18 protein-coding genes are annotated in these 20,452 nt (G+C 37.0%); 1 reads left to right on the top strand and 17 read right to left on the bottom strand.

The window, feature by feature from the left end; translation table 11 throughout:
- Positions 1–28: 28 nt before the first annotated feature.
- From trxB to hprK, 14 genes are all read right to left on the bottom strand, one after another.
- Positions 29–979 (bottom strand): thioredoxin-disulfide reductase, encoded by a 951-nt coding sequence (trxB, locus tag AN959_RS17265; RefSeq protein ID WP_056832591.1) that lies wholly within the window; start codon positions 977–979, stop codon positions 29–31.
- 70 nt (positions 980–1,049) lie between these two features.
- Positions 1,050–2,576, bottom strand: coding sequence for a lipopolysaccharide assembly protein LapB (locus AN959_RS17260; RefSeq protein ID WP_056832589.1), 1,527 nt, complete (start codon positions 2,574–2,576; stop codon positions 1,050–1,052).
- A gap of 505 nt (positions 2,577–3,081) precedes the next feature.
- Positions 3,082–3,705: a bifunctional phosphoribosyl-AMP cyclohydrolase/phosphoribosyl-ATP diphosphatase HisIE gene (gene hisIE, locus AN959_RS17255; protein WP_056832587.1), complete on the bottom strand. Its 624-nt coding sequence runs from the start codon at positions 3,703–3,705 to the stop codon at positions 3,082–3,084.
- Entirely contained in the window at positions 3,702–4,457 is a 756-nt protein-coding gene (gene hisF, locus AN959_RS17250) for an imidazole glycerol phosphate synthase subunit HisF (RefSeq protein WP_056832585.1), read from the bottom strand. Before hisF ends, hisIE begins: the two co-directional genes overlap by 4 nt.
- Positions 4,451–5,194 carry a 1-(5-phosphoribosyl)-5-[(5-phosphoribosylamino)methylideneamino]imidazole-4-carboxamide isomerase gene (hisA, locus tag AN959_RS17245; RefSeq protein ID WP_056832583.1) on the bottom strand — a complete coding sequence of 248 codons (744 nt, stop codon included), beginning with the start codon at positions 5,192–5,194 and terminating at the stop codon, positions 4,451–4,453. The genes hisF and hisA overlap by 7 nt, the downstream gene beginning before the upstream one ends.
- A gap of 35 nt (positions 5,195–5,229) precedes the next feature.
- Positions 5,230–5,826 carry an imidazoleglycerol-phosphate dehydratase HisB gene (gene hisB, locus AN959_RS17240; protein ID WP_256363935.1) on the bottom strand — a complete coding sequence of 199 codons (597 nt, stop codon included), beginning with the start codon at positions 5,824–5,826 and terminating at the stop codon, positions 5,230–5,232.
- Complete coding sequence (hisD, locus tag AN959_RS17235) at positions 5,823–7,106, bottom strand: histidinol dehydrogenase (RefSeq protein ID WP_056832581.1); 1,284 nt, start codon at positions 7,104–7,106, stop codon at positions 5,823–5,825. Before hisD ends, hisB begins: the two co-directional genes overlap by 4 nt.
- 8 nt (positions 7,107–7,114) lie before the next feature.
- Entirely contained in the window at positions 7,115–7,744 is a 630-nt protein-coding gene (gene hisG, locus AN959_RS17230) for an ATP phosphoribosyltransferase (protein WP_056832579.1), read from the bottom strand.
- Entirely contained in the window at positions 7,737–8,915 is a 1,179-nt protein-coding gene (locus tag AN959_RS17225) for an ATP phosphoribosyltransferase regulatory subunit (protein ID WP_056832578.1), read from the bottom strand. Before AN959_RS17225 ends, hisG begins: the two co-directional genes overlap by 8 nt.
- Positions 8,916–9,082: 167 nt before the next feature.
- The gene (locus AN959_RS17220) at positions 9,083–9,589 is read right to left on the bottom strand and encodes a DapH/DapD/GlmU-related protein (protein WP_056832576.1); all 507 of its coding nucleotides are present in this window, start codon (positions 9,587–9,589) and stop codon (positions 9,083–9,085) included.
- Positions 9,586–10,239 carry a pyrophosphatase PpaX gene (gene ppaX, locus AN959_RS17215; RefSeq protein WP_056832574.1) on the bottom strand — a complete coding sequence of 218 codons (654 nt, stop codon included), beginning with the start codon at positions 10,237–10,239 and terminating at the stop codon, positions 9,586–9,588. The genes AN959_RS17220 and ppaX overlap by 4 nt, the downstream gene beginning before the upstream one ends.
- On the bottom strand, positions 10,236–11,177 hold the full coding sequence (locus AN959_RS17210; RefSeq protein WP_056832573.1) for a nucleoside recognition domain-containing protein: 942 nt from the start codon (positions 11,175–11,177) through the stop codon (positions 10,236–10,238). Before AN959_RS17210 ends, ppaX begins: the two co-directional genes overlap by 4 nt.
- Positions 11,178–11,194: 17 nt before the next feature.
- Positions 11,195–12,004: a prolipoprotein diacylglyceryl transferase gene (lgt, locus tag AN959_RS17205; protein WP_056832571.1), complete on the bottom strand. Its 810-nt coding sequence runs from the start codon at positions 12,002–12,004 to the stop codon at positions 11,195–11,197.
- Between the two features lie 24 nt (positions 12,005–12,028).
- The gene (gene hprK, locus AN959_RS17200; RefSeq protein WP_056832569.1) at positions 12,029–12,964 is read right to left on the bottom strand and encodes an HPr(Ser) kinase/phosphatase; all 936 of its coding nucleotides are present in this window, start codon (positions 12,962–12,964) and stop codon (positions 12,029–12,031) included.
- A gap of 122 nt (positions 12,965–13,086) precedes the next feature.
- Here hprK and AN959_RS17195 point away from each other — a divergent pair, with 122 nt between their 5' ends.
- On the top strand, positions 13,087–13,629 hold the full coding sequence (locus AN959_RS17195; protein WP_056832567.1) for an N-acetylmuramoyl-L-alanine amidase: 543 nt from the start codon (positions 13,087–13,089) through the stop codon (positions 13,627–13,629).
- 701 nt (positions 13,630–14,330) lie between these two features.
- On the opposite strand, the gene AN959_RS17190 is transcribed toward AN959_RS17195, so the two are convergent.
- The 3 genes from AN959_RS17190 to uvrB all read right to left on the bottom strand — a co-directional run bounded on the left by AN959_RS17190 (position 14,331) and on the right by uvrB (position 20,399).
- Positions 14,331–15,452 carry a DUF4097 family beta strand repeat-containing protein gene (locus AN959_RS17190; RefSeq protein WP_053588408.1) on the bottom strand — a complete coding sequence of 374 codons (1,122 nt, stop codon included), beginning with the start codon at positions 15,450–15,452 and terminating at the stop codon, positions 14,331–14,333.
- A gap of 67 nt (positions 15,453–15,519) precedes the next feature.
- On the bottom strand, positions 15,520–18,411 hold the full coding sequence (gene uvrA, locus AN959_RS17185) for an excinuclease ABC subunit UvrA (RefSeq protein ID WP_056832565.1): 2,892 nt from the start codon (positions 18,409–18,411) through the stop codon (positions 15,520–15,522).
- 5 nt (positions 18,412–18,416) lie between these two features.
- Positions 18,417–20,399 (bottom strand): excinuclease ABC subunit UvrB, encoded by a 1,983-nt coding sequence (uvrB, locus tag AN959_RS17180; RefSeq protein WP_056832563.1) that lies wholly within the window; start codon positions 20,397–20,399, stop codon positions 18,417–18,419.
- Positions 20,400–20,452: the final 53 nt, after the last annotated feature.

The raw sequence follows: 20,452 nt of genomic DNA, 5'->3' as shown, positions 1-20,452 counted from the left end.
AAACGAATTAAAATAAGATTAATTTAAATTAAGCATTTGTAACATTCTTATCTTTTAGATTCTCGATATAATGTTGTGCGGACTGAGCAGCGATACTTCCATCTCCTGTTGCCGTGACAATTTGGCGAAGCATTTTTTCACGTACATCCCCTGCTCCGAAAATACCTGGAATAGATGTTTCCATCTTTTCATTTGTCACGATATAACCATTTTCATTTAAAACCCCTAGATTATTAAATGGTTTCGTTAATGGTAACATTCCTACATAAACAAAAACCCCATCGGTTTCAAATTCTCTTTCAGAACCATCAACAGTCGAAACTAAAGTTACACTTGCTACTTTGCCATCTTTTCCATGAATCTCTTTTAGAGTCGTATTCCAAATAAAATCAATCTTCTCATTTGCAAAAGCACGATCCTGTAAGATTTTTTGTGCACGTAGCTCATCGCGACGGTGAACTATTGTTACTTTTTCGGCAAATTTAGTTAAAAATGCCCCTTCTTCAACAGCAGAATCTCCACCGCCTACAACAACTAGGTTTTTCCCTTTAAAGAATGCGCCATCACATACTGCACAATAACTTACTCCACGTCCACCAAGTTCAGTTTCTCCTGGAATTCCCATTTTCTTATATTCAGCACCAGAAGAAATAATTACTGCTAATGCTTTATATTCTTTTCCACTAACTTTAACAGTTTTGTATTCAGTACCATCGATTATTTCTGCAACATCACCGTATGCATACTCTGCTCCGAATTTTTTTGCATGCTCAAACATTTTTGTCGAAAGTTCTGGTCCCAAAATAGTTTCAAAACCTGGATAGTTTTCGACTTCTTCTGTATTCGCCATTTGTCCACCTGGTATCCCACGTTCAATCATTAATGTCGACAGATTTGCGCGTGATGTATAAACTGCAGCAGTCATTCCGGCAGGTCCAGCTCCGATTATTATTACGTCATAAATTTTTTCTTCCGTCATTGCTAATTCCCCCTACAATTCTACTAACACTCAATCTAAAGGAATTCTCAACTTACTTCAACTTTTTTGCTTAAGCATCAAAAAGCGGTAGAAATTGCATTAATTCATTCACATACTTTGTTAGTGTGTTAGTTGTTATTCCATACTGATCAGCATAATACTTTTTTGTCACATTTTTAGAACGTGAAGATTCAAACATATATTCCGTTGCAGCTGCCAACGCTTTAGGGTTTTTAAACCCATAACCTTTTTCAAGAGCTCGTTCAACTAACACGAACCACATTTGAAATATGTACGTAGCAGTCTGAGTAAGAGGTTTATATTTTTCATACAATAAATCAGTTGCAGCAATCGCTCGCATAAATGCTTTTTCAGCAACCGATTTTTCATCAAAAGAATGTCCTAATGATTGTGCCAAGAACAATTTTTCCATCGTCGTCAATTCTTCTACTTTAATCCATTGGGGATGAGATATTATTTCTTGGCGATGCTTTGATTTTCCCAGTAGATAAAAACCAAAAATGCGTTCACTTACATGTTTATTTTGAAGTTTTTCCAAAATAAACTCTCTTTGATGTTCTGAACCATCACTATTTATATCCTTCATCTGAGGCAACCAAGGTTCAAATCCTGCTTTTTCTGGATCTAACTTTAGTAAGGCTTTCCATGCATTTCGGGCAACTTCCTCATGTCCAGCAAAATATGCAGAATGCGAAAGCCAAAAATAAAACCCTGGATCTCCTTCGAAACCCTTACGCTGTAAACTTCTTAACCATTTATAAGCTTCGTCATACTTTCCAATTAACGCAAAAGTAGCCCCTAGCTTATATCGATGCTCCACAAAATAAGGATTTATTTTCGAAAGAATATTTGTAATTCCTTCTAATTCCTCCGTATTTTTTTCATAATAATGGATGACTGCCAAGTTACAAAGCGCATGAATATTCCCTCTATTTTCAGTTAATACCTGATGGAGCAAAGCTTTTGCTTGTTCCTCTTCCCCAATATAAAAATAAGCTAATGCTAAATTATTATACGCTGCCCAAAACTCTGGATTATCGGTAATAATCGATTCAAGTAATTCTACCGCTTCATTAAACTTTCCTTCTTCCATCAATCGGCGGGATTTTTCTTGTTGAAAAAGGGCTTCACTAGAAGGACTGTCGACATCTAGTAGCTCTAAGTTATCTTGTTCCGTAAAATCCACAATCTCCATTGCTTCTTCTGTATATTCACCTTGAATATCCATTTCTAAATATTCTCTAGCAAAACGATTTGCATCCACAAAGTTTCCTAAATGGGCATTTACTTCTGCAAGGAGGAAGACAATTTCTGGCTCCGTTGGGTTAAGCACATTAGCTTCTCTTAAAAGTTCATGTGCCTTATCGAAATTATCTAATTCCATTTGTAGTATTGCGTATTGCAATAATATAGATGCGTCATTTGGACTTAACTCAACTGCTCTTTTCAAATATTTATGTGCTTTATTATATTGTTCTTTTTGAAGTTCACCTAATGCTTTTTTATAGTAGTAATCGCCAGTTGGCAAAAACGAAATAATATTTTCTTTTAAATCCTTTTTACGTTTTTTATTCAAGATAACCTCCGAAAAATAATAAGGAACGTATAAAACGTCCCTTCAGACTGTAGACAAACTTAATATAGAAGATAGATCTGGTTTTCCGAATCTTACCACTCGCTTTCCGCGGGCGAGCGCCGAGCCGCTTCGTCGCTACGCTCCTGCAGGGTCTCGCCTGTCTCGCTTTTCCCGCAGGAGTCGAGCGGATTCTTCTCCAAACCAATAAAATGCTACCTTATTAACGAGGTCAATTAGCTAGCTACCTTTTGTCTTCAATCTAAAGGAACTTGTATACACCGTCCCTTATTAGTATATCCCTCAGTATATCATAAACATCTATTATTTATGTGTTTTATATTAATTACAAAAACTACTACTTGATGAATTTATCATAAGCGTCATCCCGGTCATGATTTACCTCGTGTGAACCAGAACCTGCACTAGAAGCGAATGGAATGTTTAGTTAAATGAGCTAACATCTATGTGAACGTAACGAAGAATGTGAGCGTTTGTAAACATCTGGTTACTTTTGTTTCTTACTCTCATGTCTCTTTTGTAGCACTTGTAGTAAATCGTAGAAGCTCACTTTTTGATTTTGTAATAAAACAAGTAAGTGATAAAGAAGATCTGCAGCTTCCCACTTTAATTCCTCTGCATCATTGTTTTTGGACGCAATGATGACTTCCGAAGATTCTTCTCCAACCTTTTTACAAATTTTGTCTACGCCTTTTTCAAATAAATAAGTAGTGTATGCACCCTCTGGCATCGTTTGTTCTCTTTCCGCAATGATATCAATTAAGGATGTAATAACATTGTATCCAACCGTATCGTCCAGTTTTTCTAAAGTATTATGGAAGCAAGTATTTTCTCCAGTATGACAAGCAGGACCATTAGGCAACACTTCTACTACTAAAGCATCTGAATCGCAATCCGAACGAATAGAAACAACTTGTTGCGTATTACCGGAAGTTTCCCCTTTATGCCATAATTCTTGTCTACTTCTACTAAAGAACCAAGTTTCCTTTGTTTCCACTGTTTTTGAATATGCCTCTTCATTCATGTAAGCAAGGGTTAAAACTTCTCTTGTAATAGCATGTTGAACAATAACTGGAATAAGACCCTTTTCTTCAAATGTTAAGTTTGTCATTTTACATCTACTCCTCTTTCACGAACGTAGTTTTTTACTTCTCGTACACTAGTTTCTTTAAAATGAAAGATGGAAGCTGCTAGTGCAGCATCAGCATTTGCTTCTTTAAACGCTGCTAATATATGTTCCACATTCCCAGCTCCACCGCTAGCAATGACAGGAATCGATACAGCGTCCTTCACCAGCTTTGTGATGGCAATATCATATCCATCCTTTTCTCCATCACGATCCATACTCGTAAGTAAAATCTCTCCAGCACCACGTTTTTCTACTTCTTTGGCCCAGTCTACTGCTTTCCAATCTGTTTTTTGTTGACCCCCGTGAGTGTAGACAAACCACTCTTGAACGGCATCAGACCACTTTACATCGATCGCTACAATAATTTTATTGGAACCAAATGTTTTTGCCCCATCTGTAATTACAGATGGATTGCTAATTGCTGCTGAGTTAATGGAAATTTTACTTGCTCCAGCCTCTACTAATTGCTTCATATTTTCTACCGTTCTTATTCCCCCTCCAACAATTAAGGGAATAGAAATTTGAGAAGCCGTTTTTTTCACGACATCAATCATTGTTTCGCGTCCTTCAACAGAAGCAGAAATATCTAGAAATACTAGCTCATCTGCCCCTTCCTTATCATAAAAAGCTGCTAGCTCTACAGGATCTCCTGCATCTCTTAATTGAACAAATTGAATGCCTTTGACAACTCGTCCATCTTTCACATCTAGACAAGGAATAATTTTCTTTACCACTTTGTAACCTCCTGCAATGCTTCCGTTAGAGTAAAGCGATTATTGTATAACGCTTTACCTGTAATGACCCCGCTCACGGTTGTATCTTTTGCAAGCCTTGCGACTTCTCCAAGATCTTTAAGCGAACTTATACCTCCCGAAACAATTACTGAAAGACCTGTTGCCTGTGCAAGCTCTTTGTTTGCAGCTAAATTTGGTCCTAGAAGTGTTCCATCTGTTGCAATATCAGTGAAAATAACATGTTTAGCCCCTTTAGAAGCAAAATACTGTCCTACTTCCACAGCAGATTTAGAAGAGGTTTCTAGCCATCCGTGTGTTGCTACCATTCCATCTTTTGCATCTAAGCCTAATACAATTCTGTCTCCACCGAATTCTTCCAGTAATTCCGCTACTAGTTCAGGTTGTGCAATCGCTAGACTACCAATAATGACACGGTTAACCCCTTTTTCTAAATAAAATTGAACATCCTCTTTCGATCGAATCCCTCCGCCAATTTGAACACTCACCGGGAGTTCTTTTGCAATCCGAATGACTTCATTAGCATGTATCTTTTCGCCATCCTTCGCACCATCTAAATCTACCAAATGAATCCAGCTTGCTCCTTCGTCTGCAAACTTTTTAGCCATATCGAATGGAGAATCTCCATATATAGTTTCTTGCTCATAATCCCCTTGATATAAGCGGACACATTTTCCGCCTTTCATATCAATCGCTGGGTACACTTGAATGGATGTCATGCTCATATCTCCTTTTTAGGCGCCTTGCGCTATTCTTATGTAAGTAATCCTTTCGTGGAAGGAACGCCTTTTACACGCTCATCCTTTGTGATTGCGTCGTCAATGGCACGAGCTAGTGCTTTAAAGATTGCTTCAATCATATGATGAGTATTTGCACCATAGTGGACAATGACATGGACATTCATACGTGCTTCCAATGCAAACTTCCATAAGAACTCATGCACAAGCTCTGTATCAAAATTTCCGACTTTTTGTGTTGGGAATTGTGCACGGAATTCTAAATGCGGACGGTTGGAGATATCAATTACTACTTGTGCCAAAGCATCATCCATTGGAACAAAAGCATTTCCATATCTTTTAATACTTTTTTTATCACCTAATGCTTCTTTAACCGCCTGGCCCAGTACAATTCCAATATCCTCTGTCGTATGGTGATCATCAATATGTGTATCGCCAATCGCTTTTATAGTTGTATTGAATAGCCCGTGTTTTGTAAACAAATCAAGCATATGATCCATAAAAGGAACACCAGTATCAATTACTGCTTTTCCTTCTCCATCTAAATCTATTTCAACAAAAACTTTTGTTTCATTCGTCATTCGCTCAATTTTAGCAATTCTATCATTCGTCAATTTGAATCCCCCTTTTCCCAACTTCTTGATTCTACCGATCGTGCATGACCTTCCAATTGCTCCATTCTTGCTAAACGAGCAATTTTAGGGTATTGCTCCTGCCACATTTCCTCTGAATAATATACAACGCTTGTTTTCTTAATAAAATCATCTACGCAAAGCCCACTAGAGAATCTCGCAGTACTATTAGTAGGAAGTACATGGTTCGTTCCAGCGAAATAATCACCAACGGGCTCACTACTAAATCTTCCAACAAATATTGCACCAGCATGCTTAATTTGGTCACTTATATCTTCTGGATGTTGCGTCATTATTTCTAAATGCTCCGGAGCAAGCTCGTTAACAGCGTCTACCGCCTGTGCCAATGATTCTGCAATATAAATACGACCAAAATTTTCGATAGACGATCTCGCAATTTCTTCTCGAGGTAATTGTTTTAACTGTATTTCTACTTCATCCGCCACTTCTCTTGCAAGTTTTTCACTCGTTGTAACTAAAACCGCACTGGCAAATCGGTCATGCTCCGCTTGTGCTAACAAATCAGAAGCTACTTCATCTGCAAAAGCTGTCTCATCGGCAATAATCGCTATTTCACTCGGTCCTGCAATCATATCAATCGCTACTTTTCCGAATACTTCTCTTTTTGCAAGTGCAACATAACTGTTCCCTGGGCCAGTAATTTTATCTACTGCTTGGATGCTTTCCGTTCCATATGCTAGAGCAGCAATTGCTTGAGCTCCACCGACCTTATATATTTCCTTTATCCCAGCTATCTTTGCAGCAACTAGTACAGAAGCAGGAAGCTTCCCTTCTTTTGATGGCGGTGAAACGATTACCACTCGTTTGACTCCTGCAACAATCGCTGGTATCGCATTCATTAAAACAGATGATGGATAAGCAGCAGTGCCACCAGGTACATATAATCCAACTGCATCTAATGGTGTAATTTTATATTGTATATAAGATTTCTTCTCTAATGGAAAGTCAATATTTTGACGGACTTGTTGCAAATGGAAAGCACGAATATTTACTGCTGCTTCCTCTAAATCTGTTATTAACTGCGAATCAAAACTAGCAAACGCTTCCTCAACCTCTTCTTTAGTTACTCTTAGGCTCGTAAGCTTTGCCCCGTCCCATTTCTCGGTATAGTTAAATAGAGCTTTGTCTCCATTTTTCCGGACCTGTTCAATTACTTCACGAACTGTAGTTACATGATCTGCATTCGCCTGTTCCACTGATCGTTGTAGCGAAATTGTATTCGAAAGCTTTGCTATTTGCATAACATTCCCTACCTTTTGTTTAATTCATTTTTTAATTGTGAAACGAACTCTTTAATTCTTTCCCGTTTCACTCGATAGCTAACGGGATTAACAATTAATCGAGAAGAGATGTCGACAATTTTTTCATATTCTACGAGCCCATTTTCTTTTAACGTTTGACCAGTAGATACTATATCCACAATTCGATCTGCTAAACCTATCATTGGAGCTAACTCAATAGAACCATTAAGCTCAATAATTTCCACTTGCTCCCCTTTTTCTTTATAAAAGTTCGTTGCTATTGTTGGGTATTTCGTGGCTACTCTCGGAGCAATTTCGTTCATATAAGTGCTAGGAAGTCCTGCAGTTGCTATATAGCAATTACTTATATATAAATCAAGCAATTCATGGACATCTCGTTGTTGTTCTAATAGTACATCTTTTCCAGCAATTCCGATGTCTGCAACCCCATGCTCCACATAAACCGGAACATCCATTGGTTTTGCTAATATAAATTTTATATTTTCCTTAGGCGCTTCTACGATCAACTTTCTAGAATCATTTATTTCTTTCGGTAAATTGAATCCTGCTTCTACAAATAATTTATATGCTTCTTCAAATATGCGTCCTTTTGGCATTGCAATTGTTAAATCATTCACGTAAAGAACCACCTTCTGAGACAGTAATAACATCATCAAATGTCTTTTTATAGGCATCTATATCATTTACACTTGCCATATATTGAAGCGTTACTCTTTCTGCTTTTTTTCTTCGTTCTTCTGCAAGTTCACTAGCTTTTCTATAAAGTCCCTCTTGAAATAAGATCAACGTATGCTTTTCTTTTAACTCATTTCTAGGCAGTACCTCTAAAAGTCTATCTACTCTAATTCCAAACCCAGTAGCACCAACTTTTTCATTAAAAAGATTAAATAATGCATCGTATCTTCCACCATTACCAATAGGAAATCCACTTCCTGCAGCATGAATCTCAAAAAGCATACCCGTGTAATAACTCATGTGACTTGCTAGTGTAAAATCAAAGGATGCAATGGAAGTATCACATAATTGTAACTCTAGTAAATCTCGAAGTTGATCTACTTGATCCATCAAGTACTGTTGATCATTTGTTAAAAATTGTCGAAACTCCTCTAATGCTTTTGATTTGACCGTATACTCAATCAAGTTCGTAAGATTCTCTTTTTGTATTTGTTTTAACTCTAGCTCCTCTAACTTCTGTTCAAAGCCTACAAAATTCTTTTCAACTAATAGTTGTCGCAAGGAATCTACTTGTTTTTCTGTATGAGTATTATTCCTTAAAATTGCAGTTAACAATCCTGCGTGTCCAATAGTAATACGAAAGCTCTCCACACCAAGTTCTTTCACAAGTTCAACTGCTGTATGTATGATTTCGCTATCTCCGTATGCACTAAAATCACCGATTAACTCAAGCCCTAATTGTTCAAATTCTGCAGGTCTACCACCTTCTCTTTGTTGAGCGCGAAATACATTAGCATAGTAAGCCAATCGTAATGGATTTTTTTCCTTTAATAGTTTAGCAGCCGCGATTCTCGCAATCGGAGTCGTCATATCTGGCCGTAATACAAGCATTTCCCCTTGATTGTCTACTAATTTAAAAAGAGAGGATTCATCAATGGCAGATGCTCTTCCTATCGTCTCAAAATACTCCACTGATGGCGTTTTTATAAAGTCATATCCTTTGTTTCGTATAAAATCTCTCGCAGTTGACCGTATATATTCTTTTTGTTCATTCACTTCAGGAAATGAATCTCTCATCCCTAAAGGTTTCTCAAACATTTGAATCTTACTCATGTAGTTCACTCCTAAATTCACTTTAATACACTAGAGTACTAATACGATAAATTATTTTAAATTTTATCTTATTTTTATCCTTTCGTCAACATACGAGAGCCTTTTTATATATAAAAAAAAAGCCATTCAACTAGAGCTTACTGTCTAATTAGAATAGCTTTTCTATATCATCTATTGCGTTCCTGCATTTCTTCTTTCGTATAAATAATCCGCATAGGATTTCCTCCAACAAAGCAACCTTCTGGCACATCACTATTTACAAGCGTCGCAGCCGATACGATGGCATCATCACCAATTGTCACACCAGGCAAAATCGTAGAATTGGCACCAATCAACACTCGATTGCCAATAATAACATCACCAATACGATATTCGTCTATTAAATATTCATGTGCTAAAATTGTCGTATTATACCCAATGATAGAGTTATCACCAACTTTAATTCGCTCCGGAAACATTACATCCACCATAACCATTAATGCAAAAGATGTTTCATTACCAACTTTCATCTTTAAAAAAGTGCGATAAAAGAAGTTTTTCCAACTTAAAAATGGTGAATACCTTGCTGCTTGGATAAAAATAAAATTTTTAACAACTTTCCAAAATGGGACAGTATCGTACACATGCCACAAGGAATTTGCACCACTCACAGGATACCTTTCAGTCTTTCTCATACTGTTTGCCCCTTTGCAATTATAAGCAAATCATTTATATGATGTAACATATAGGTAGGTAGAAAAGTAGCTAAAAAGGCTTCTCCTTTTAAGGACCATGCAACTGCTGCAGTATCAACTCCAGCCCTTTGTCCTCCAACTATGTCATGTAAATTGTCACCAATCATCAGTGCATCCTCTTTTTTTACATTTAGTTTCTTAAGGGCCAGTTCAATTGGTTCAGGATCTGGTTTTGGCTGTTTAACATCATCTATACCTACAATTGTGTCGAAAAGATTTTCACATTGCATAAGCTTAATGCCTTTATCAATCATAACTCGTCTTTTTGTCGACACGACAGCTAATTTGTAACCTTCCTCTTTCAACTTATATAGTGTATCTACAACCCCATCAAAAGGAACAGCCATTTGATCATGCATTTGTATATTCCATGATCTGTACGCTTCAATAAGTGCTTCCGTTAAATTAGGGTCAATTGTATTAAAAGTTTCTGCTAAAGGAGGCCCTAAAAAAGGCAAAACACTTTCTCTATTATATTTCCCAGGAAATTTATCTCCTAAAACATGTAAAAAAGTTTCTATTATAAGTTCATTTGTATTTAGTAGTGTTCCATCAAAATCGAATAGTAAGGCTTTATAAGGACTTCTCATGATGGTGTTGCCACTTCCTTTTGTTTTGTCTGCTCCGCCTTATTCCATAAGTATGCAACAATAATCGTCAAGACAAATGCTGTCATAATTCGAATCAAAAATAATGGTAGTATCGGAATTCCTAAAGGAATAAAGATTAATGTATCTTCAATCACAGCATGACAAGCAACTAAGAAGATAAATGCAATTGTTGCATCCTTTTTACTTACACCATCTTCTTTTACAGCTTGAATCATTACACCTGCTCCAATTGCTAATCCCATAACTAATCCTATAACTAAAGTTAGTGAGGCATTTGGTTTTAAGCCAATTATTTTTGTGAAAGGACCTATCACTTCTGAGAATTTTTGTAAATAACCCTTTTCCTTTAAAAACTGAATAATAACCATTAACGGTATGACAATTATCGCCAATTGCAAGACACCAAACGTCGCTTTTTGTATACCTAAAATCGCTATTTCTAACCAGCCATCTGGTATTTGCTGAGTAGCAGTTGTTATGCCATATTTAGCGATTTCTCCGCCTCCTTGCCATACCAAATTAATAATGACAGCAGAGAGAATCGCTAATCCAAATCGAACAACTAATACAATCCACAGCTTTACTCCCACCCGAAGAGCTACACCCGTTTCGATAAAAATATTGTGGGAGAAAGAAAGCATTGTGGCTAATATAAATACTTCTTTTACAGTAAGTTCTAATGAAAGAATCCCACCAATTGCAGCATATAGATTAAGCCCATTTCCCAAAACTAAAGGGATTGCTGCCTCTCCTCTTAAACCAATAAGCTCCATAAATGGAGAAATAACCTGGATGATCCAAGGGAAAATAGGTGTGTATTGCAATATGACTACAAATAATGTGATAGGAAATATTATTTTACTCAAAGTCCAAGTAGTTTTAAGCCCAGCTAAAAAACCCCTTTTTAAAGTTTCCAATCCTCTTCCTTCTTTCCTTACTTATCTAAATAATGCACCACAGGCTTAACAGTAATTCTTCTATAAACAAGTAAAATTAATGCTATGATAATACCTAGTAGTGAAACGACTTGAGCAGTTCTCAAATCTCCAATTAAATAAAGGCTATCCGTTCTCATACCCTCAATAAAGAAACGACCTACAGAATACCAGATGATATATAATAAGAATATTTCTCCACGACGTAAATTTACTTTACGAAGTGAAATTAATATAATAACTCCAATAATGTTCCAGACGGATTCATATAAAAATGTCGGATGATAATATTTACCATCTATGTACATTTGCTCTATTATCCAGTTAGGTAGCATCAAGTTTTCTAAAAATGTTCTTGTTACTTCTCCTCCATGTGCCTCTTGATTCATAAAGTTACCCCAACGTCCAACTGCTTGACCTATTAATAAACTAGGAGCTACAACGTCTGTAAGCTTCCAAAAAGAGGTGCCTCTTTTTTTCGTAAAAAAATAAGCAGTTAAAAAAGAAGCGATTAAAGCGCCATGAATTGCTATACCACCATTCCAAATTTGAATAATTTTTTCCGGATTTTGACTATAAAAATCCCATTTAAATATTACATAGTATATTCTTGCCCCCACAATTGCTAAAGGTACAGCCCAAATCAATAAATCCGTTAAGTACTCTGGATGAAAACCACGCTTCACCATTTCACGCTGTGCTACTATAAACGCTAGTATAATTCCCAATGCAATAATCACTCCGTACCATCTTACTTCCAACGGTCCGAGTGAAAAAGCTACTGGATCAATAGCTTGTAATAAATTCATATGAAACTCCTTTCAATCGTTATATTAATATTCATTTTCTCCATTTTGGCTAATTACATCATCTAATCGTTTCGCAAAATCTTCTGCAGCATTGACACCCATTCGTTTTAAACGGTGGTTCATCGCCGCTACTTCAATTATTACTGCCAAGTTTCGACCTGGTCGAACTGGTACGGTCAGCTTTGTAATAGCTGTATCAAATATTTCCATTTTATCTTCTTCAAGTCCAAGTCGCTCATACGTTTTTTCAGCATCCCATAAATCTAATTCAATTACTAATGTAATACGTTTATATGTACGAATTGCACTAGCCCCGAACATAGTCATAATATCAATAATGCCTATACCTCGTATTTCTAGAAGATGCTCAATTAATTTTGGTGCACTACCAACTAGCGTATCTTCACTTTCTTGTCTAATTTCCACACAATCATCCGCAACTAATCGGTGCCCTCTCTTCACGAGTTCAAGTGCTGTCTCACTTTTCCCGACACCACTTTTCCCAGTGATCAACACGCCGACCCCGTATATATCAACTAATACGCCATGAACTGCTGTAGTTGGTGCAAGCATGCTTTCTAAGAAGTTAGTTAGTATACTCGAAAATCGAGTTGTCGCCATACTAGTCGTTAGTACAGGAACAGAATTTTTATTGGAAGCTACTATTAATTCTTCGGGAACTTCCATACCATGTGAAACGATGATTGCCGGTGTATCAGGAGCACAAAGTTTCCTCATACGCTCTTCTTTTTCATTTGGTTCTAATAACTGAAAAAAGGAAACTTCTGTTTTTCCTAATAGTTGAATGCGATTAGATGGGTAATGTGTAAAATAACCTGCTATTTCAATTCCAGGTCTTGATATATCACTTAATGCAATATGCCGCCCCATACCTTCTTCTCCACTAATTAATGTGAGGTTAAACTTTTCTTTTACGTCCTTTGTCGTCACATGTGGCATATATTGAGTCCCCTTTCTCGCTACTATTTCTCACATAGTTCTTATTTTAGCATGATTACTCTATTTAATAGTATCCATTTATCTTTTCATCTTCTATTTATTATAAGAAGGGAGAGATTTTAATGTTGAAAATCATGCTAGATGCAGGACATGGGCCAGAAACTCTCGGAAAACGCACACCAGATGGGAAAATGAAGGAATTCGAATTTAATAATGCAGTTGTAGGATTCTTAAAGGATGAATTAAAGAATTGCGGGGTGATCGTTTTAGTAAGTCATCCTGGTAATTTAGATATACCCCTATACGAAAGGACAACACTTGCCAATAAGCTGGAAGTGGACGCATTTATTTCTATACATGCTAATGCGTTTGGATCTACATGGAATAACACAAGCGGCATTGAAACATTCACGTATTCAAAAGCTTCCGCACAATCTAAGTTACTCGCAAAGTCTATTCAGGATGCTTTATGTTCTATTACAAAAGGTAAAAACCGTGGAGTAAAACAAGCTGATTTTGCAGTACTACGCGATACAAAAATGCCTGCAGTATTAGTCGAATGTGGTTTTATGACAAATAAAATAGAAGCAGCCTTACTTCAATCTAGGACATATAGAATACTTTGCGCAAAAGCAATTGCCTTTGCAATTCTTCGTTGGAAATAAAATATTGCAAGGTCCCATTTAGGAGGGCGAGTTCAGACTGTAGACAAACTCGAATTTTTCTATACAGGAAATATTTGGTTTTCCTAAACTTATCGCTCCTTTCCGGTGTGAAACGACATTTCGTTCACATGCTCGCTTTTTGTCCAAATAATGTCATCCGATTAATAAGAAAATCGTTGAAACGGCTCCCTTTCCGCGGGCGTTGCCTTAGCCTCCTAGGCCAACACGATGTTGGTCATGCAATCGTTGCCGCAAAAGTTCTTTTGCGACGAGCTTTGCGCAGGAGCAGGATGCGGCGAACTTAGATTGCCTTCCCCTCAACTGCGGGGTCTTCGGCTAACGCTATTCCCGCAGGAGTGTCGCCTTTTTCAACGATTTTCTATAAATACTAATTGAAAGAACATAAGTGATAAAAACTTGCTCTATTAATGGCATGATGGTTTTCTAATTGAAGTGCGGATAATAGTTAATTGTAGTGGAAGGCGGCGCTTCCAGCCGGAATAGCAAATGTTTTCTGCACCGAAAGCGAAGCGTCAGGTGCATATAGTTCTTAGTGTGCTAAGCAATCAGAAAGTGCCGTGAATCAAATTGAATATTCATGTGTTTCCTTATCAAAAAGTTTTGTAGCACGGTACTAAAACAAGACAGAATAAGCAAAAAAAGCTGACGGAAGAAATGAATTCTTCTGTCAGCTTTTTCTTTTATTCACCTTCTACTGTATAGCGTACAAGGATTGTTCCTGTTTTTGCATCTCCATATACTCTGAGCGGATCTGCTTCGGAGTCTACTATTTTCGTAAATCCAACTTTCTTATTTAACAATTGCTCTGATTGGTTCAATTGCGTCACATCTAATAGTTGGACATCTATTTTTCCTAATTGAGAAGTAACTTCTCCTTTTAAAGACACATCTTTTCTAACATATAATTCGACAGTACCTGCAACTGCAGAGCCTTCGATTTTACGGGCATCCTTATCCTTCGTTGTTAAAATAACATGTCCACTGACAGAAGAACCTTCGAGCTCCTTCAATTTTCCGTCTACATAAATACGGCCATTTATTGTCTCGACCTCTACTGATTCACCCTCGATGTTTTGAACTTGTACGGAACCATTTACTGTTTCAATATCTGCTTTACCAATCTGTATAGCGTCAAGATTTACTTTTCCGTTAGTCGTTTTCACTTTAAGTGTTTTTACTTCAAGACTCTTCGCACTAAATTCTCCATTAAATAAACGTGCCGAAATATCATTGTAAGTTTTTTTAGGTACAAATAAGGAAATTTGAACAGAAGTCGTTTTCATATCACTATATATACGCAATTTATTTCCTTCTGTCTTAAACAGAAAATCGTTCTGAAAACGATTTTTGGCTTCTTCCTCTGAAGAGTTCTTATAGGACTTAACGGTCACGTCCGCATGTGTAGTTTCTTCTTCTGTTGGGTAAATATCGATTTTACCATTCGCAATATCAATGGATATATCATCGAACTGAGCTTGTTCAAGCACTAATTTTTCTTGAAATACAACAGGCTCACCGAAAGGCATTTCAAAATCAATATCTTTAATTTTTTCAACTGTTCCTTGCATGAACTGCATGAAACGTTCTCCCATTACGTTAAAATCTCTCTTTAAATCTTCAAAGAAATCGGTATTTTGTTGCTTTTGCTGCGTTCTACTATGTTCATAACCCTGATGTTGAGATTCTGCTTTTACTTCTGGAGCTGATTGTTTGCCAAGTACCTCTAAAAGCCCTAAAGCTTCCTGGGCAGTGATAGTACCATTTTCAACCATATCTAAAATACGTTTACGTTCTTCTTGCATTGTGAATGGCCTCCTTTTAAGTTAAAAGTCTGTACTCTACCTAATACGAATCAGGGAAAAAAAGGTTTCAATTGGATTTAACAGTCTCTTTTTTCTTTTTAGATGCCTTGGATACTACTTCATCCATTCTTTTTCGATCACGTTCCAAGATTGTCTTTAAATATTTACCTGTGTAGGATCCTTTAGTTTCCGCAATTTTTTCTGGAGTACCAACACCTATTATAGTCCCTCCTTTATCTCCACCTTCTGGTCCTATATCAATCATATAGTCTGCAGTTTTAATAACATCCAAATTATGTTCAATAAGAAGTACAGTATCACCATTTTCTACTAAACGTTGAAGGACCTCTAGAAGATGGGCGATATCATCGATATGTAACCCAGTCGTAGGTTCATCCAATATATAAAACGACTTTCCGTTGGACCGTTTATGCAATTCGGAAGCAAGCTTTACTCGTTGTGCTTCTCCACCGGATAATGTTGTTGCGGGTTGACCTAATTTCATATAACCAAGGCCTACGTCTACAATGGTACGTAGTTTACGGCTAATCTTTGGATGATTTTCAAAAAATGCTAAAGCATCTTCTACTGTCATTTCCAATACATCAGCTATATTTTTCCCTTTGTAATGTACTTCTAATGTTTCACGGTTATAGCGTTTTCCATGACATACCTCACAAGGTACATATACATCAGGCAAAAAGTGCATTTCAATCTTGATAATTCCGTCTCCACGACAGGCTTCACAACGTCCACCTTTTACGTTAAAACTAAATCTACCTTTTTTATATCCTCTAACTTTCGCTTCATTAGTCGCTGCATATAAATCTCGCATATCATCAAATACCCCAGTATAAGTAGCAGGATTTGACCTTGGTGTACGTCCGATTGGCGACTGATCAATATCAATCACTTTCTCCAATTGTTCAATTCCTTCTATACTCTTATTAGCCCCTGGCTTCACTTTGGAGCGATTAATCTTTTGCGCTAATGATTTATAAAGAATTTCATTCACTAGCGTACTTTTTCCTGAACCTGATACGCCTGTTACAGCTACAAATACGCCTAATGGAATATCCACATTTACATTTTTTAAGTTATTTTCAGAAGCGCCTTTAATTTTGATGTATCGTCCATCTGGCTTTCTTCTTTCTGTTGGTAAAGGGATAAATTTCTTCCCACTTAAATATTGACCTGTTAGTGATTTATTGTTTTTCATTACTTGTTCTGGTGTTCCTGCGGCTACTATTTCTCCACCATGGATTCCAGCGCCAGGACCAACATCGATTAAATAATCAGCAGCCATCATAGTATCTTCGTCATGCTCAACTACAATAAGCGTATTACCAATATCACGCATATTTTTTAATGTCTCTATTAAGCGGTCGTTATCTCGCTGATGCAAACCAATAGAAGGCTCATCCAATATATATAAAACTCCTGTTAGTCTAGATCCTATTTGTGTTGCAAGACGAATTCGTTGTGCTTCTCCACCAGATAATGTACCTGATGCGCGATTTAATGTTAAATAATCGAGTCCTACATTTTCTAGAAATCCTAGACGCTCATTAATTTCTCTTAAGACTAATTTCGCAATTTGCATATCCTTTTCAGATAAAGTTAACTCGTTGAAAAATTTGTTTGCTTCTTCAATAGAAAACTCTGTTAGTTGACCGATATGTAAGGAATTCACTTTTACAGCAAGCGTTTCTTCCTTTAAACGATATCCCTTACATGTAGGACAATCATGTTGTCCCATGTACTTTTCCATTTGCTCTCGAATATAGTCAGAAGATGTATCCTTGTAACGTCTTTCAATATTTGCCAAGACACCTTCAAATTGAATCGAACTGTCTCTCACTTGTCCAAATTCATTTTCATATCGAAAACGAATTTTATCTGTACCAGAGCCGTACATTATTTTATTCCACTGGTCTATCGGTAATTTTTCTACCGGTACATTCATTTTAATTTTGTAATGTTTACATACCGCTTCCAATAATTTTGGGTAGTACTGAGAACTCGTCGGCTGCCAAGCAACGATAGCCCCCTCGCTTAATGTAAGACTTTTATCAGGTACTACTAAATCAGGATCCACTTCCAATTTCGTCCCTAAACCGTCACAGTCAGGACATGCCCCAAAAGGATTGTTGAATGAAAACATACGAGGCTCTAACTCACCAATTGAAAACCCACAGATTGGACATGCATGGTGCTCACTAAATAATACTTCCTCGTGCTCCATCACATCAATCAATACTCTACCGTCAGCCAATCGAAGGGCTGATTCAAGCGAATCACTCAAGCGAGCAGCAACGCCTTCTTTCATTACGATACGGTCGATTACAACTTCAATATTATGCTTTTTATTTTTATCTAAATTAATGTCATCATCTAAATCGATTAACTCCCCATCTATTCTTACCCGTACATAACCTTGTTTTTTCATATCCTCCAACAGTTTTACATGCGTACCTTTTCTTCCAGATACAATTGGAGCCAATACTTGCATACGTGTTTTTTCCGGGTATTCGCTCAAACGATCGACCATTTGTTCAATCGTTTGAGAACTAATTTCTATTCCATGGTTAGGACAGATCGGTTTTCCTACACGAGCATACAATAGTCGCATATAATCATATATTTCTGTAACAGTAGCAACGGTAGATCGTGGGTTTTTACTTGTCGTTTTCTGATCAATAGAAATAGCTGGTGATAGTCCCTCTATCACGTCTACATCTGGTTTATCCATTTGGCCTAAAAACTGGCGTGCATATGCAGATAGTGACTCTACATAACGTCTTTGACCTTCCGCATAAATCGTATCGAATGCTAAAGAGGACTTTCCGGAGCCAGACAAGCCTGTCATTACAACAAGCTTATCTCTCGGAATTTTTAGACTTATATTTTTTAAGTTATTTGCTCGGGCACCTTGTATAATAATTTCTTGGTTTCTCACACTCTTCATCCTTCCAGCTTTAGTTCGAGGATTGCATCACGTAATTCTGCGGCACGTTCGAAGTTAAGCGCTTTGGCTGCATCCTTCATTTCTTTTTCGAGATTTGCCAATAGTTTTTCTTTCTCTTCTTTTGTTAACGCTTTTCCACTTGTTAACTTTTGTGCATAAGTTCCCTCTTCTTCGGCAACTTGAGATGCTCGAATAACTTCGCGAACTTTTTTCTCAATCGTTTTCGGCGTAATGCCGTGCTTTTCATTGTATTCCATTTGAATTGTTCTACGGCGTTTTGTTTCATCGATTGCTTTTTTCATAGAATCTGTCATTTTATCCGCGTACATAATTACTTCACCATTTGAATTTCGGGCAGCTCTTCCAATCGTTTGAATTAAAGAACGTTCGGATCGCAAAAATCCTTCCTTATCAGCATCTAAAATTGCCACAAGAGATACTTCGGGAATATCAAGACCTTCTCGAAGCAAGTTAATTCCTATTAAAACATCATATGTCCCTAAACGAAGCTCACGTATAATTTCAATTCGCTCCAATGTTTTCACTTCTGAGTGTAGGTATTGGACTTTTATCCCTATCTCTTTCAAATAATCTGTTAAATCCTCTGACATTTTCTTTGTTAATGTAGTAATTAACACCCGTTCATTTTTCGCGGAACGCTCATGGATCTCATTGATTAAGTCATCTATTTGACCTTCTATTGGTTTAACGGTTATGACTGGATCTAGTAGTCCGGTTGGTCGAATAATTTGTTCAACCATTTCAGGGGTATGTTCAATTTCATATGGTCCAGGTGTTGCAGATACATATATAGCTTGATTTACATGATCTTCAAATTCTTGAAAAGTAAGTGGACGGTTGTCTAAAGCAGAAGGTAATCGGAAACCATAATTAACAAGCACCGATTTTCTTGCTTGGTCACCATTAAACATTCCTCTTACTTGAGGTAATGAAACATGACTTTCATCAACAACGAGTAAAAAGTCTTTTGGAAAATAATCTAATAGCGTGTATGGGGTAGCTCCTGCTTCACGTAATGTAAGATGTCGTGAATAGTTTTCAATTCCAGAGCAAAATCCCATTTCTCTCATCATTTCCAAATCGTAATTAGTGCGTTGCTCTAATCTTTGTGCCTCTAATAATTTATCTTCACTACGTAATAGTTTAAGTTGTTCTTCTAATTCTTTTTCAATATTTTCAATGGCAAGACGCATTTTTTCCTCACGTGTAACGAAGTGAGATGCTGGAAATATAGCTACGTGATCTCGTTCTGCTAAAATTTCTCCCGTTAACGCATCTACTTCTCGAATTCGGTCTATTTCATCTCCAAAAAACTCTACTCTTAGACATCTTTCATCTCTTGAAGCTGGGAAGATTTCTACTACATCTCCACGAACACGGAATGTACCTCGCGTGAAATTAATATCGTTTCTTTCATATTGAATGTCCACTAACTTTCGAAGTAACTGATTTCGCTCAATTTCCATTCCTGATCGCAGTGATACGACCATTTCTTTATATTCTTCAGGATTACCGAGACCATAAATACATGAAACAGATGCAATAATGATGACATCTTTTCTTTCGAATAAGGAAGATGTTGCCGAGTGACGAAGCTTGTCAATTTCTTCGTTTATGCTCGAATCTTTTTCAATATACGTATCTGTTTGGGGCACATACGCCTCAGGTTGAAAATAATCATAATAACTAACGAAGTATTCCACTGCATTGTTAGGAAAGAACTCTTTAAACTCACTATAAAGCTGTCCGGCAAGGGTTTTATTATGTGCCATTACCAAAGTTGGTTTATTAATCTGTTGAATTACATTTGAAATAGTAAACGTCTTTCCTGTCCCTGTTGCACCAAGTAAGGTTTGATGTTTATCTCCTTCCTGAACCCCTTCTACTAATTTTTTTATTGCTTCTATTTGATCCCCCGCTGGCTTATACGGAGCTTGCAAATCGAATATTTGATCCATATGATAGCCTCCCATAACTTGAATATTTTCAGTTTAACATACTATCTTTTTGA

This window comes from Psychrobacillus sp. FJAT-21963 (genome assembly GCF_001420585.1).
Lineage (GTDB): Bacteria > Bacillota > Bacilli > Bacillales_A > Planococcaceae > Psychrobacillus.
The sequence above is the reverse complement of the archived record's forward strand: the minus strand, read 5'-3'. Positions and strand labels throughout refer to the sequence as shown.